Source organism: Chlorobaculum sp. 24CR (genome assembly GCF_004118635.1).
Lineage (GTDB): Bacteria > Bacteroidota > Chlorobiia > Chlorobiales > Chlorobiaceae > Chlorobaculum.
This window is the reverse complement of sequence record NZ_SDGU01000028.1, coordinates 16,009-30,590: the sequence shown is the minus strand read 5'-3', so window position 1 is coordinate 30,590 and position 14,582 is coordinate 16,009. Positions and strand designations below refer to the sequence as shown.

Annotated in this window: 15 protein-coding genes; 6 read left to right on the top strand and 9 right to left on the bottom strand. The window is 58.2% G+C overall.

The genetic code is table 11. From position 1 onward, the window contains the following. The 5 genes from smc to EST62_RS06755 all read right to left on the bottom strand — a co-directional run bounded on the left by smc (position 1) and on the right by EST62_RS06755 (position 7,366). Positions 1 to 3,552, bottom strand: coding sequence for a chromosome segregation protein SMC (gene smc / locus EST62_RS06775; RefSeq protein WP_129051352.1), 3,552 nt, complete (start codon positions 3,550 to 3,552; stop codon positions 1 to 3). Between the two features lie 240 nt (positions 3,553 to 3,792). Then, positions 3,793 to 4,704 (bottom strand): dihydropteroate synthase, encoded by a 912-nt coding sequence (gene folP / locus EST62_RS06770; RefSeq protein ID WP_129051351.1) that lies wholly within the window; start codon positions 4,702 to 4,704, stop codon positions 3,793 to 3,795. A 9-nt stretch (positions 4,705 to 4,713) separates the two neighbouring features. Beyond that, a complete protein-coding gene (locus EST62_RS06765; RefSeq protein WP_129051350.1) occupies positions 4,714 to 5,739 on the bottom strand; it encodes a site-2 protease family protein in 1,026 nt (341 codons plus the stop codon). A gap of 168 nt (positions 5,740 to 5,907) precedes the next feature. Continuing rightward, entirely contained in the window at positions 5,908 to 6,363 is a 456-nt protein-coding gene (locus tag EST62_RS06760) for a heme-binding domain-containing protein (RefSeq protein ID WP_167599221.1), read from the bottom strand. Between the two features lie 88 nt (positions 6,364 to 6,451). Further along, a complete protein-coding gene (locus tag EST62_RS06755; protein ID WP_129051348.1) occupies positions 6,452 to 7,366 on the bottom strand; it encodes a class I SAM-dependent methyltransferase in 915 nt (304 codons plus the stop codon). A 287-nt stretch (positions 7,367 to 7,653) separates the two neighbouring features. On the opposite strand from EST62_RS06755, the gene EST62_RS06750 reads away from it, so the two are divergent. The 4 genes from EST62_RS06750 to hcp all read left to right on the top strand — a co-directional run bounded on the left by EST62_RS06750 (position 7,654) and on the right by hcp (position 11,130). After that, complete coding sequence (locus EST62_RS06750; protein ID WP_129051347.1) at positions 7,654 to 8,082, top strand: Rrf2 family transcriptional regulator; 429 nt, start codon at positions 7,654 to 7,656, stop codon at positions 8,080 to 8,082. A gap of 127 nt (positions 8,083 to 8,209) precedes the next feature. Next, positions 8,210 to 9,070, top strand: a complete 861-nt coding sequence (locus EST62_RS06745; RefSeq protein ID WP_129051346.1) for an ATP-binding protein — start codon at positions 8,210 to 8,212, stop codon at positions 9,068 to 9,070. Further along, positions 9,064 to 9,489 carry a tetratricopeptide repeat protein gene (locus EST62_RS06740; protein WP_129051345.1) on the top strand — a complete coding sequence of 142 codons (426 nt, stop codon included), beginning with the start codon at positions 9,064 to 9,066 and terminating at the stop codon, positions 9,487 to 9,489. Before EST62_RS06745 ends, EST62_RS06740 begins: the two co-directional genes overlap by 7 nt. A gap of 12 nt (positions 9,490 to 9,501) precedes the next feature. Beyond that, the gene (gene hcp, locus EST62_RS06735; protein WP_167599220.1) at positions 9,502 to 11,130 is read left to right on the top strand and encodes a hydroxylamine reductase; all 1,629 of its coding nucleotides are present in this window, start codon (positions 9,502 to 9,504) and stop codon (positions 11,128 to 11,130) included. Between the two features lie 71 nt (positions 11,131 to 11,201). Here hcp and EST62_RS06730 read toward each other — a convergent pair whose 3' ends face one another. The 3 genes from EST62_RS06730 to EST62_RS06720 form a co-directional block, all read right to left on the bottom strand. Further along, a complete protein-coding gene (locus tag EST62_RS06730; RefSeq protein WP_129051344.1) occupies positions 11,202 to 11,528 on the bottom strand; it encodes a hypothetical protein in 327 nt (108 codons plus the stop codon). A 125-nt stretch (positions 11,529 to 11,653) separates the two neighbouring features. Continuing rightward, entirely contained in the window at positions 11,654 to 12,190 is a 537-nt protein-coding gene (locus EST62_RS06725) for a hypothetical protein (RefSeq protein ID WP_129051343.1), read from the bottom strand. A gap of 93 nt (positions 12,191 to 12,283) precedes the next feature. Further along, positions 12,284 to 12,667: a hypothetical protein gene (locus EST62_RS06720; protein WP_129051342.1), complete on the bottom strand. Its 384-nt coding sequence runs from the start codon at positions 12,665 to 12,667 to the stop codon at positions 12,284 to 12,286. A 469-nt stretch (positions 12,668 to 13,136) separates the two neighbouring features. On the opposite strand from EST62_RS06720, the gene EST62_RS13975 reads away from it, so the two are divergent. After that, positions 13,137 to 13,739: a hypothetical protein gene (locus tag EST62_RS13975; RefSeq protein WP_371414683.1), complete on the top strand. Its 603-nt coding sequence runs from the start codon at positions 13,137 to 13,139 to the stop codon at positions 13,737 to 13,739. After that, positions 13,705 to 13,851 (top strand): hypothetical protein, encoded by a 147-nt coding sequence (locus EST62_RS13460; RefSeq protein WP_167599219.1) that lies wholly within the window; start codon positions 13,705 to 13,707, stop codon positions 13,849 to 13,851. Before EST62_RS13975 ends, EST62_RS13460 begins: the two co-directional genes overlap by 35 nt. 124 nt (positions 13,852 to 13,975) lie before the next feature. Here the strand turns inward: EST62_RS13460 and EST62_RS06710 are convergent, their stop codons facing one another. Then, a complete protein-coding gene (locus EST62_RS06710) occupies positions 13,976 to 14,206 on the bottom strand; it encodes a hypothetical protein (protein WP_129051341.1) in 231 nt (76 codons plus the stop codon). Between the last annotated feature and the right edge of the window lie 376 nt (positions 14,207 to 14,582).

Sequence of the window (14,582 nt, the reverse complement as noted above, 5' to 3'; positions counted from 1 at the left end):
TCAGGCTGACGCCTCTTCTTCAGAACGTGCTTTTTCAATCTTCACCGGAATGAGTTTCGACACCCCCTCCTCCTCCATCGTGACGCCGTAGAGCGCCTGGCATGAGGCCATGCTCTTTTTGTTGTGCGTAACGATAATAAATTGAGTGTTATTCTCAAATTTTTTCAGGAGTTTCACGAATCTTCCCACGTTGGCGTCGTCGAGCGGCGCATCGACCTCGTCGAGAATGCAGAAGGGACTCGGCTTGACCAGGTAGATCGCGAAGAGCAGCGAGAGCGCCGTCAGCGCCTTTTCGCCTCCGCTCAACTGCTCGATGGCGAGCGGCTTTTTACCGCGCGGCTTGGCGACGATCTGGATGCGCGCGTCGAGCGGATCTTCGTCCGAGTGAATCAACAGATCGACCTCGTCTTCGGGGTCAAACAGGTCGTGAAAGATGCGGATGAAATTTTTGCGAACCTCGACGAAGGTCTCCTGGAATTTTTCGAGCGCCGTGCGGTTGATCTGTTCGATGGTCTCCCGGAGCTGCGCCTCGGCGCTGACCAGATCCTCTTTCTGCGCGGAGAGGAAGTCGAACCGCTCCTTTTCGGCGTCGTACTCCTCCAGCGCCAGCTCGTTGACGCCGCCGAACTGCTCGCGTTGCTTTTGCAGGTAGGCGAGCCGCTCGCGGGAGGCGACGAGGTCGAACCCCTCCGGCGCGTGGGCGGGCATCATCTCGAGTTCGACGCCGTAGCGCTCCATCACCGTGGCTTGCAAGTGGGCGATCTCCTGTTCGAGCCGCGCCTTCCGGTTGCCGAACTCGGCGAGCATTTGCAGCGAAATTTCGTACTTGCGGCGCAGGTCGCGCAGGTTCGAGAGCGCGTCGTGGTTCTGCGCCTGAAGGTCGCGGCAGGTGGTTTCAAGTTCGTTGAGCGCCTGCTGCTGCCGTGCCGAAACGATGAGAGATTGTTCGTGCTCAGCCTTCGCCTGGGCGATTGACTCGCCGAGTTCGGTCACCTCTTTTTCCGCCCGCGCGATCTGGCGCTGCATTCCCTCGATTTCGTCGCTGAGCGTGACCATCGTCTGCCGACAGGCGTTTGCGCGGAAGCTGTGCTTTTCGAGGTCGAGTTGCGCGTCGCGGTAACGCCCCTGCTGCGCCTGAAGCTCCGTGTGCAGCTTGCGGCTGCGCTCCTCCCCGGCGGACAGCTCCTCCTGCATGGCGTTCAACTTTTCTTGGCCCGACTCGATTTCCGCTTCGAGGCGAAGCGTCTCCGGCTGCAATCGCTCCAGCTCCTCCGCCACGCTCTCGACGGAGGCGAAGAGCGTGGCCCGCTCGCGGTCGGCGTTGGCGATCTGCTCCGCGCCGGAGCGCTCCTCGGCTTCGAGCCGCGCAAGGCGCTTTTCGAGCGCCGAAATCTCTTGTCCGATTGTCGCAGCGCCGCGGCGCGTCCGCTCGGTGTCGATGGCGCTGAACTCTTTGCGGAGCGCCGCGAGCGCGGTTTCCGCCCCGGCGATGGAGGCCGCGATTCCCGTCATCTGCTCCTGCAAGCGGTCGCGCTCGGCCTTTTTGCCGAGTCGGACGCTCTCGCCGCCCTTTGCGCTGCCGCCGTAGAGCACGCCACGGCGGGTGAACTTTTCGCCCTTCCCGGTGATGAAGAGCGCTTCGGGATGCCGCTCGGCCAGCCGTTCGGCGTCGTCGAGAGCGGCCACGACGTGGCAGTGCTGCAACAAAAGCAGCAGCGCTTTCGACAGCTCCGCCGGGGCCTCCACCAGGTCGATGGCCCGCCGCGCCCCGTCGATTTCGTTGTATTCGACTTCGCCGCCGCCCTCGATGAGGTCGAGAATCAAAAAGTGCACCTTGCCCTTGTCGGCTTTGGCGAGGCTCGACACGGCGAGCCGGGCTTCGCTGAGGTTGCCGCAGAGGTAGTAGCCGAGGCTCTCGCCGAGGGCCGCGTTGAGCGCTTTGCGGTCGCCCTCCCGGACGGAGATGAGGTCGGAGAGGCAGCCGAGTCCCGGCTTGCCGTCGCGCTGCTTTTCGAGGTAAGCCACGCCCTCCGGCAGCCCTTCGAACTTTTCGAGAATCGAGTTGCAGAGGAGTATCTGGTTGTGCAGATGGTTGTGCTCGCCCTTGAGCGAAAGCAGCTCCTCCTTCTTTTTTTCGCCCTGTTCGGTGATGCTCGCCTTCTCTGCGACGAGGCGCTCCTCCTCCTTTTTCAGTTCGTCGAGGGCGATTTTTTTCTCTTCGATCGCTTCCGACGCGAGGCGGCGCTCCGGCTCCGACTGCTCCATCGAGCGTTCGAGGTCGCGCTTGCGCTGGTCGAGGCGGCTCGCTGACCCTTCGAGATGCTCCTTGCGGGTGCGGAGCGACTGGCGCGTCAGGTTCAGCGCGTTGAGCGATTTCTGGAGTTCGGCCACCGTGCGACGCTCCTGTTGCAGCGCCTGACGGCTGGCGTCGAGCGCCGGGTTCAGCTCCGCCTGCTGCTCCTTGAGCCGCTCGAAACCGGCGAGCTCTGCGGCGCAAGCCTCCTGTAGCGGCGTCTGCTTCTCCGATAACTCCTTCGAGAGCGACTCCTGTTCGAGCCGTTTTCGACCCTTGTCAGCTATCGAGTGGTTCAGGCGGTCGATGGTTTGGAGCAGGTTTTTCTGTTTCTCCTCGTGCTGCAAGAGCTGCTTTTCAAGCTCGTGCGCCTGCTGGTTCGCGGCGTTCAGCTCCTTCTGGTCGTCGGCGAGTTTGCGTTCGAGTTCGAGCTGTCGCAGTTCCGACTCCTGATGCGCGCCGTCGAGCCTAGCGATGGTGGCCGACAGCTCGTGGCTCTGGCGTTCTTCGGCGGCGATGGAGTCGCAGAGCGGCGTGAGCTTTTGCAAATGCTCGTCCATCGAGATAGCCGACAGGGTGAGGTCGAGCGAGCGCAGCTCCTCCCTGATCTCCTTGAGCCGCTCGGCTTTGCGCACCTGCGTGCGGAGGTTGCGAACCTTCTTTTCCACCTCGGCGAGCACGTCGTCCACGCGGGCGAGGTCCCGGCTCGCGCTTTCGAGCTGGCGGAAGGTCTGCTTGCGCCGCTGCTTGTAGCGCGTGATGCCGGCGGCCTCCTCGAAGAGTTTCAGCCGCTCGTCGCTGCGGTTGCTGATGATCTCCTCGATCATCTTCAGCTCGATCACCGAGTAGGCGTCGCTGCCCATGCCGGTGTCGGCGAAGAGGTCGAGGATGTCCTTGAGGCGGCAGGGTACCAGGTTGAGCAGGTAGTCGCTGTCGCCGTTGCGGTAGAGGCGGCGCGTCACCGTCACCTCGGTATATTCGGTCGGCAGGACGTTGCGGGTGTTTTCGATAGTGAGCGAGACCTCGGTGAAGCTGTGGGGCTTGAGCTTTTTGGTGCCGTTGAAGATGATGCTCTCCATCTTGGGCGAGCGCAACAGCATCGATTTCTGCTCGCCGAGCACCCAGCGGATGGCGTCAACGACGTTCGTTTTGCCGCAACCGTTTGGCCCGACAATGGCCGTCAGTCCTTTGTCGAAGTGAATCCTGACCCTGTGGGCGAAGCTTTTGAAGCCGAAAAGTTCGATTTTCGACAGGTACATGGAGTGGCTGTTAACGGTCTCCGAAAGAGCGACGGTGCGCTGCGGGAAGAAAGTTAAGAAAAAAAGAAGAATGGTTGACAGGGAGGGCGCGGTGGATTGTGTGGACGCGATGGGCGGATTGTAGGGGCGTTGTGGTGGTTTTTATGCCCCGGTAATCAGGGCAACCGCAAGGGTTGCCCCTACAGGGTTTTCAGGTGTTTTCGTAGGGGCAGCCCTTGCGGCTGCCCAACAACCGGGGCCTCAACAGCTTGCTCCGCGCGTGGCCAACACCACCGCGCGGGCTTCGGCGGCGGCCTGGACGTCGTGCACGCGCAGGATGTCCGCGCCGTTCAACAGCGCGATGGTGTTGGCGCTGATGGTGGCGTACAGGCGCTCCGAGGGGGGCGGCGCATCTTCGCCGGGCTTCCGGATCGCCTGGCCGAGGAACGACTTTCGCGACACTCCGGCGAGCACCGGGCAGCCGAGCTCGTGCAGCTCGTCGAGCCGGGCCAGCAGGCGGTAGTTCTCCTCGACGGTTTTGCCGAAGCCGAGGCCGGGATCGACGATGATCGCTTCGATACCGTGCTTCTTCGCTATCCCGACCGAGCGGCGCAGGAAGCCGGTCACGCGGGCCGTCACCTCTTCGGCGTCCGCGCCGGTCTGTTGGCTCCAGCGAAGCTTGTCGGGCTTGGCGGGTGTGTGCATCAGCACCACGCCAGAGCGATGACGGGCGCACACCTCCGGCATCGCGGAATCGAAGCTGAAGCCGGAGATGTCGTTGACGATGTTCGCTCCGGCGCGGAGCGCCGCTTCGGCCACCCCGGACTTCCAGGTGTCGATGGAGATCAGCGCGTCGCTGTGCCGTCGCAACAGCTCGATAAAGGGGATCGTTCGCGCGATCTCCTCCTCCGCGCCGACCGGTTCAGCGCCGGGGCGGGTCGATTCGCCACCCACGTCGATGATCTCCGCTCCGGCGCGAACCATCGCCAGCGCCGATTCGAGGGCGCGTTCGAGCTGCGCCGTCTCTCCGTCTGTACCGTAGCTGCCGCCATCGAAGAACGAATCGGGCGTCAGGTTGACGATACCCATGATGGCCGGACGCTCCGAGAGGTCGAGCGTCGCTCCCGCGCACTTGAGCCGGAAAGGGCTTCTGTCTGTTCGATTCTGGTTCATCGCAAACGCTCAATTGATGGTAAACGGCACCGGGGTGAAGGTCAAAATAAAAATGGCGATGCAGGCCCAGCCGACCGCCATGCGCCGCTTCGAAAGCGGACGGCCGCTTCCGGCGTGGGGATGCTTCGTGCCGAGGAAGCGGCGCAAAATGAAGGCCCAGATGATCCAGCCCGGCCACGACCACCGAAGCAGCAGTTCCGGCGCGGGAATGACGATTGCCGGATTGATCAGTTGGAGTATGGCGGCAATGAACGCCGGCGCGCCGAGTATGGTGATGAAGGCGAGGAAAAATTTCGAGATTTTCCGGTGCCCCTCGCCGCCGAACATGGCGTAAATGACGTGCCCGCCGTCGAGCTGGCCGACCGGCAGAAGGTTCAGCGCGGTCACGAAACAGCCGAGCCATCCGGCGAAGAGGAACGGATAGTGGTACAGCTCGTACATCGGCGGCAACCCCTTCGGCGCGATGATTTTTTCAAGCAGGATGAAGAGTAGATTTTTGCCGAGAAACAGCGTGTCCGGCGGGGCAGGAGGAATGCCGCCCGTTGCCCGGTACTCCGGGTGAATCGCGTAGATGGAGTCGGCGGGCGGCAGGTGCAGGAAGCCGTAAACGAGCAGGCCGAGCGCCACCGCGAATCCGGCGAGCGGCCCCGCCACGCCAATGTCGAAGAGCGCCCGGCGGCTCCGGATCGGCTCCTGGATGCGGATCACCGCGCCGAAGGTGCCGATGCTCATGAGGAACGGCAGCGGCGGCAGCGGAATGTAGTAGGGCAGCGTGGCCTGGATGCGATGTTTCACGGTGGCCAAAAAGTGGCCGAACTCGTGCACGGTCAGGAACGCCAGCAGCGAAAGCGAAAACGGCAAGCCGGTGCGGAACGAGGCGGCAAACCCGTCGAAGCTCCGCGTCGCGGGAGGAACGCCGGTCCAGATCGCACCCGCCCAGGTGGTGGTGAACAGCGTCGCGACAAAAAGAAGGAGGTGGAGCGGATAGTTTCTGCCGGTCGGGAGCTTCGGTTCTTCGTATGAAAAATCAGGCATTGGTCATGGTCGTCGTTGTCTATCGTCATCATTTGTCCCGAACCTTCATAGGCGTACTGTGTTCCGTCAAGTTGAAATCGAAAAGGAAATCCAAATCGTATCGCGAAATCGTCAGCAAAACCCCCTGCCGCACTCGGGTAGCGCGGCAGGGGGCGGAATGGATGTCGATCAGCGTATCTCTTTCTTCTCTTTTTCCGCCTCTTCGTCGCCGAAGGTCGCTACAAGGCCGTTGACCAGCTCATCCTTCTCGGCGGCGGTCAGCTTCGCTTCGGGATGCGCGGGCATGTAGAACCACGGCGGCATCTTGCCTTTCCTGAGCGCGCCGGCGGCCTCGTCGCCATCGTTCTTGCCGGTGCGTCCCCACTCGGAGACGTTGAGTTTCGAGCGGCCTACGCTGACGTCGAGGTTGATGATCCAGGAGAGCGGAGCGACGGTGCTGTACCACGGCCAGACGGTTTCGTTGGAGTGGCAGTTCGCGCAGGCTCTCTTGAACAGCTCTGCCGTCCGGGGGCTGTCCCACTGGGGCGTGCCGGTAACCGGCGGGTTCTCGTGGCTTGGGCCGGGGATGAGCTGAATGAGGATCAGCACGACCAGAATCACAGTCAATGCTTTGCCGATTTTCATGGGCATGTCTCCATTTGGTGAGTTGCGACCGGGAAAAAGTCAGGCGTCGAATAGCATTGAAAATAAAATCTTTACAGCGCATTCCCAATCACGGCCCGGCAGGCGGCGTCAGTGGCGCGCGCAGCACGGTCAGCGGCCACGAGCACTCCACGCGATGCCCCTGCCTGCCGGTGGCGATGGCGGCGATGATGTCGAGTTCGATGGCGGAATAAAACTTTCGCGCCGAGGTCAGGCCGTCGAGCGTGAAGGGCAGGATGCCCTGAAGACTTGCCACGAGCGGTACGCCGCCGGTGAGTAACAGGCTGCGGAATCCGTCGATGCCAACAAAGACGGACGCGCCGTGGCGCTCCGCCTGCGCGATCATGAGCGCGAGCTGGCCGGGAGTGAAGTGGTGCAGGCTCTGCGAGATAATAACCAGATCGGCCGATCCGGGTTCGAGGCCGTCGAGGCTGAAAGCGTTCAGCAGCCGGAAGCTCACCGGAGCGCTCCTTTCGGCGGCGATTCGGTTGCCTTCGCTGACCATCTCCGGCACGATGTCTGACGCCGTGATCTTCACCTCGATGCCCGCCCGCTGCGCCCGCTCGGCGAGCGCGAAGCCGAGGCCGCCCGATCCGGCCGCCAGTTCGAGAATGCCGACCGGCTTTCCCGTGCCGCCAGGATTTTCGATGAGCGGCATGAGCAGGTCGCACTGATGCTCGTAGGCGAGCGTCATCCGGTTCATCCGGTCGAGCGCCCGCACCCATTCGAGCCGGTCGTCGCCGGGCTGCGACGGGTCATCCATGTGCTCCACGTCGCCGGTTCTGACCGCCCGGTCGATCAGCTCAGGGATGAAAAATCCCGGACCAAGCTCCTTCGACACCTCGAATCGTTCGGCAGCGAACCGCTCCATGAAGCGGTCGGTCACGCCTTCGAGTTCATCGATTTTTGTCCACTCCGGCGGAAATTCGCCTTGCGAGCGAAGCTTGTCGAGTGCCTGGTATCCGGCGGTTTCCAGTTGAAGCATGGCGGTCAGCGTGTTCGTCTGATGAAAAAAATGTCATCCTGTCCGGGCACTCCTCCGTTGGCGGATCGAGGCCTTATAGTTTATACCGTAATGCGTTGGCGGTGGTTTCCGCTAATCTGAGTTTTTTTCTGAAACGGGGAATTTTCCCTGATGATTTTGGATTTTGATTAACTGATACTAAATTAGTATCAGAAATTCGATTCCGATTTTGGCCGGTGGTAGGGAAGCAAAGCCGCAATCGGGTCGCGCAACAAGTTTTTCGATCTGTTCTGAAAGGGGATGACTGAATGAAAGTACTCAACAAGGAAACCGACTACGCCGTCCGGGCGCTGATCTCCCTCGGCATGAAGTCTGATGGCTGGGTTTCGGCCAAGGCGCTCTCCGACGAGCAGACGATTCCCTACCAGTTCCTGCGGCGCATTTTGCAGGAGCTGATTCGCAACGGGCTGGTGGAGTCCAAAGAGGGCGCGGGCGGCGGCGTCCGGCTGGCAAAGGAGCCGGGCCTGATTGCCGTGGCCGAGGTGATCGAAATTTTTCAGGGCAAGGTGCAGCTCTCGGAGTGCATGTTTCGCAAGCAGCTCTGCTCGAATCGCGCCAACTGCGTGCTGCGCCACGAAATCATGCGCATCGAAAAAATGGTGAACCAGGAGTTTTCACAAATCACCATCGGCAAGCTGATCGACGATCTGAAGGCGGTGGAGGCGATGAAGGGGTGAGATCGTTATCTGATCCATCGGTATTCGAGGGCAGCCGCGAGGGCTGCCCCTGCAAGATGTTCAGAATGAGAGGAATAGAGGAAATCGAAATTGGATTCGGAGTCTGGCAAAAAAAACAGGAAACACGATGAAACGACAGATCATAACCATAGATGAAAGCAAGTGCACCGGGTGCGCCGAGTGCATTCCGGCGTGCCCGGAGGGGGCGCTGCAGGTGATCGACGGCAAGGCGCGGCTGGTGAGCGACCTGTTCTGCGACGGTCTCGGCGCTTGCATCGGCCACTGCCCGACCGGCGCGATGCGGGTCGAGAGCCGCGAGGCCGCGCCCTACGATGAGCGGCGCGTGATGGCCGAGAGCATCGTCAAAGCCGGGCCGAACGTGATCGCGGCGCACCTGCGCCATTTGCAGGAGCACGGCGAAACCGGCTATCTGCGCGAAGCGTTCGACTACCTCCGTGAAGAGGGCATCGCCAATCCGCTCGAAGCCGAGGCCGCCAACGGTCACGCCCGTCACGGTGGTGGTTGCCCCGGCAGCCGAACGATCGATTTCCGGAGCAACGCTCAAGCCGCGCCAGTCGCATCGACGTCGCCCAGCCCCCCCAGCGCGTTGCGGCAGTGGCCGGTGCAGTTGCACCTGGTCAGCCCGACCGCCTCGTACTTCCGCGACGCTGATGTGCTGCTCGCCGCCGACTGCGTGGCCTTCGCGATGGGCGACTTCCACAGCCGCCTGCTCGACGGCAGCGCGCTCGCTATCGCCTGCCCGAAGCTCGATACCGGCATGGAGCGCTATGTCGAAAAGCTTGCCGCCATGATCGACATGGCCGGAGTCCGGAGCATCACCGTGGCGATCATGGAGGTTCCGTGCTGCGGCGGGTTGACCTCGCTGGCGTTGCAGGCGCTTGCAAAGGCCAGGCGCACGGTTCCGGTCAAGCGGATCGTCGTCAGCGTGAACGGCGAGGTGCTGGCCGAAGAGGAGGTCTCATGCTGAAAGATGCGCTCGGCGCGTGGCGCGGCTCGGAGGAGGAGATCACTCGCTTGATCGAGGCCGATCCGGTCAATCCCGATGCCTGGCACAGCCGGGCGGGGATCAGGAGTGCGTCGGGTGATCTGGCGGGTGCGCTGGAGGATTTGACGATGGCCATCAAGCTCGGCCTGCGATTCCGCGAGCGGATCACCGCATGGGGTAACCGGGGGCTGATCCGCTGCCAAACCGGGGACTACGAAGGGGCTATCGAAGACTTCAGCGCCGTGATCGAGGCGCGTCCCCGGAAATCGATCATGAAAGCGGCTCTCGTGCAGCGGGCGCTCGCGAAAGAGAAATTTGGTGACAGGGAGGGCAGCGCAGCCGACAGGCGGCTGGCCAGAATCTTGTCGCCGGAGATGAACAAACAAACAACAAAAAAGTAAGGAGAGACCGTTATGTCTATGCATTGCGACCAATGCCAGGAGAGCATCAAGGGAACGGGCTGCAACGTCCGTGGCGTGTGCGGCAAGGATGAATTGACCGCCAAACTTCAGGATACGCTGATCTACGCCACCGAAGGGATCGCCCTCTGCGCCGAGGCGCTCGAAGGGGCGCTCGACCGCAAATACGGCCAGTTCATCAGCGAGTGCCTGTTCGTGACCGTCACCAACACCAACTTCGACGACGTGGCCATCGTCGGGCAGATCCAGAGGGCGCTCGCCATGCGCGACGAAGTCAGGGCGCTCGCCGGAACGACTCCGGCGCACGACGCCGCGACCTGGAGCGGCAGCACGCGCGAGGAGTTTCTCGGCAAGGCGATGGCGTGCAGCATCGACAACCTCAGCGAGGACGCCGATCTGCGCTCGCTCAAGAGCCTCATTCTGTACGGCATCAAGGGGCTGGCCGCCTACACCGACCACGCCGCCGTGCTCGGCTACCACGACGACGAGATTTACACCTTTTACGTCAAGGGCCTCGCCGCGCTGACCAAAGATTTGCCAGCCGACGAGCTGCTCGGCCTGGTGATGGAGACCGGCGCGGTGGCCGTCAAGGCGATGGCGCTGCTCGACAAGGCCAACACCGAAACTTACGGCAACCCGGAGATCACCACGGTCAAAACCGGCGTCGGCAGCCGTCCCGGCATCCTCATCTCCGGCCACGACCTGCGCGACATGGAGGAGTTGCTCCAGCAGACCGAAGGCGTCGGCGTGGATGTCTATACCCACTGCGAAATGCTGCCCGCGCACTACTACCCGGCCTTCAAGAAGTACAGCCACTTCGTCGGCAACTACGGCAACTCGTGGTGGTCGCAGGATCGCGAATTCGAGAGCTTCAACGGCCCGATTCTCATGACCACCAACTGCATCGTGCCGGTGCGCGAGTCCTATCGCAACCGCATGTTCACCACCGGCATGGCGGGCTGGCCGGGCTTGAAGCACATTCCGGCGCGCGCTGAAGGCGGTCAGAAGGACTTTTCGGAGATCATCGAGCTGGCCAAAACCTGCCAGGCTCCGACGGAGATCGAAAACGGCGAGATCGTCGGCGGTTTCGCCCACACCCAGGTGCTGGCGCTGGCGGGCAAAGTGGTCGATGCGGTCAAGTCGGGCGCGATCAAGCGCTTCGTGGTGATGGCCGGATGCGACGGACGTCACAGCTCACGTCAGTACTACACCGACGTGGCCGAAGCGCTGCCGAAGGATACGGTGATCCTCACCGCCGGATGCGCCAAGTACCGCTACAACAAGCTCGCGCTTGGCGACATCGGCGGCATCCCGCGTGTGCTCGACGCCGGCCAGTGCAACGACAGCTACTCGCTGGCCGTGATCGCCATGAAGCTCAAGGAGGTGTTCGAGCTGGAGGACATCAACGACCTGCCAATCTCCTACGACATCGCCTGGTACGAGCAGAAAGCCGTCACGGTGCTGCTGGCGCTGCTCTACCTCGGAGTCAAAGGCATCAGGCTCGGCCCAACACTCCCGGAGTTCCTGACGCCGAACATCGCAGCAGCGATCATCGAAAAGTTCGACTTGAAAGGCATCGGCACGGTTGCCGCCGACGTTGAAGCGATGATGCTGGGGAACTGATGGGGGATTTGTTTGGATAGTCAATTTATCGTAGCTGCCCCGGTGTTGTTTGCCGGGGCAGCGTTTAAAAGTCAATTATTACCTCTAAGTTCAATATCATCAGGATTCAGGTTTTCTCCTAAATAATTACGTACTGCCTCAATAATGTTTGTTTTAAGTAAATAATTATCACCAGCAACAGAAGAAATTTTAGGTGCATCAGGAATGTTATTTACTTTAATGGTTAAGAGCTTAATATTCTCATCTTCTGTTAAGGGTTCTATTAATAGCTCTGTTGTAGGTGCTGTTTGTTCCTTGTTTTTGAGGATATAAATTTTGAGTTCATTATCAAATGCAAGGCAGGTTCCTATGTGGACTGGAAGGAACGGATCTCTTTTTTTGAGAATTCTGAAAATCATTTTTTTAAATTTTAAGGTTATGATAGGATGAAATATGTTTCTCGTATATATTTATAATTATTCTGTTTTCTGGCGGCTCATTTTTCGTGAAAAATTAAGGCATAGATAAGCTACTTGCAAGGCAATTAGTCTGGAAGATCGCGGCCTTCAGTTGCCATTAATGCGGGCATGCAGTCCATCAAAAATACTTTGGTTATATGCACGTCATTTTTTTTGTCTCGGTGTTTTTCCAAATAAACGATGAGCACAAGTAGTGCGCTCATCGCGTTCAATATGTTTTTTAGATTGGCTTTATCATAGTGCATGATTCGATTATGTTTTAAATCAGTGTATTCATCCCACCAATCAAGTTTGCTTGTAGACCAGTCTTTGAAAGGAAAAATATCTTTGTTGATTCGTAAAACTTTAACCTCATTGCTCTCGATATTTGGAAAGAGCTTTAGGAGTTGTCCTTTTATCTCACCGATATTCCCTGTACTTGTTCCAGGAGCTACAGAATTGATTAACGCTTTTGCTGTGGCTTCGAATTCAATACATACAGTATTTAACAATGAAGCGTATTTCGCTCCATAGCAACAGAAATTGTTAGTGTCTGGTTCGATATAGTTAAAAGAATCTTCAAGTTCTGCTTCGAGAGCTATAAAATAGTTAAACTCTTTCATTTCACTTTTCTTTATGCATTATTTATTTTGTCTTTTTTCCGGGTATAGATAATCGGCTTTTTTTGTCTGAATAAATCCTTTGTACTCAAATGCTCAAACATGTTTATACGAATTAGGAACATAGCAAACTGCAACGATTACTGGTTGTATGTTGTGGTCATCTAGATATACAAATTTTCCTTCATTACGAATGCCTATAGTATCAAGCGTTTTGAAAGAAACGGCTAACACCGCACCGCAGAAACCATTTTGGCGCTTGTCACAGGCATAACCAAGTGCAAGTCCTTTGTGGGTAGTGAATGATGAAGATTTGAGTTGCTCCGTTGGATTGAAGCCATTATTGATTATTGATTGTGCTCGTTCTTCAGAAGTCCCATGAAAGAGCAATTGTTGATTCAGCCCGAAATCATCTGGAAATGGGCTATAACCATTGTGCGCAGAAGGGTGAGCGAAAGGGATCTCGGTGATGGTCATCATGGATTCTATCGTTGATTATATGATTTCTTTGTACAGAAAACAGCTTTATGATATTTGCCCGTATAAATTTTTTGTATTCAGAGCCAATCACAGCATTTATAAAAGCTAATCTACCAAAATCCAGAGATTTTCACTCGGTCTTCAACCCATAAATCCAGAGGCCAACCGCCACCCCGCCGCCACATCGCGCATCTCGTCCGCAGGCCTATCGCCCGCTCGCTGCTGACATCGTGGCCTCGTTTGTCATATAAATCGTATATTTCATCCTCTTACCGTGTTTCTGCCAGTTTGGGGAACCTTGCATTTCCATCAGCATCTTTCTGATCTGAATCCAAACCGGATATGGCGTACTACAAGAACATCTGTTTTGTCGAGGTGCCGCAGGCGATTGTGACGCCGTTTCCGCGGTTTATCAGCGACTGTATCGGCGTCTGCTATCTGGCTGGCGCGGATCGCCAGAAAGCACGGCGTGACGGTGGTGATGGGCGGCTTCCATCCGACGGCGATGCCCGAAGAGGCGCTCGATTACGGATGCGCCGATCTGGTGGTGATCGGCGCAGGGGAGGCGACCTTCCGCGAGCTGGTCGAGCACGGCCCGTCGCGCGGCGTGAAGGGGCTGGTCTGGAAGGAGAATAGCGATTTTGTCTATACCGGAATGCGCGAGCTGATCATGGATGTCGATTCGACCCGCCCTCCGCGCTTCGGCGAGGAGATCGCCCTGATTCACGATCCAAGAAAGAAAAAGCTGCTCAAAATCCGGGACGCCAACTTCCTGACCAACATCAAACGAGCGCGGCGCTTTGCGGATTTTTCTGCGGGATCTCGGTCAGTTTGTTTTTCTGGTGCTGGTGAACCGGAACATGGAAAAGGAGGAGATCGAATCGGCGATCTATGGGGCGTTCGAGTGCTTTGCGAACACGGAGCCGCGTATCGAGTATCCAGCCAGAGCGCCGCTGAAGAGGCCGGTGTCGTTGTTCCTCGAAGAGAGCGGCGGGCGGCGGATCGAGTTCCGCATAACCGGGGAGAGCGACAAGCGAATGCTCGTCATCTGGCGGCTTTCCGGAGCGGCTGAGGGGCGCGGGCCGGTGGTGAGCGTCAGGGAGGCGGTCGAAGCGACGGCATCGGTTTCAGGGGAGGTGCTCTTGGGTGCGGTTCTCACGCTGCTTGTTCGCATTTGTTGGTGAGGCCGATGTTGCAATACGTGTCGCCGGGAAGCTTGAGGGTGGTATGTTCAAAAAAAAATACCGGCAAGTCAGAACCGGATTGTGCTGTAATCCTTTCTGATTTGCCGGGATAAGCGCGGTTATTTTACGCTCTTTGCGTTTTGTGCTCAAACCCTGCATTGCGCTTGACTGAGGCGCCCTTTATTGCAGGTTTTTCTTGTTTTTTACCTGGCATCCTTTTTCTTTTTGCCAGAATCGCCGCTTGACGTTCGCTCTGTTCAGCCTCATTACTCAGCGATGCGAGCACCATCCCCTGTAACATTAGCAGCAGAACAACTCCGATGACGATCAGTATTCCTATGATGATCTCTTGCATGGTACTCCTTTTTTATCGGTATTGACCACTTGATGAGCATTGACGAAACCGTTGCCGGAATGCAGATATCTGACGGAAGACTCTCGATCAGCGTTACAAGCGCTCTCTGCAAATCTCCTGCCTGGTTATTCATGAGGTTCATTTCGTTCATCGCTATCCTTTTTTCCGCATTGCCCAGTTCATCAGCGGTCGGTTATGCCTTGCAATCCAGATGGCGAGATGCTCGCCTGAAACATTCGCTCCCCGGTGCTTGTCAAGTTGTTCGTGAGTGGTGAGCGCTTGCCTGCTTTTCTATCTAAAGTATATGCAATTACTTTATAATGAGCCAGATTATAATAGTGCGCATGTATGTATTTGTGGCTCTCTGAGTGTTATG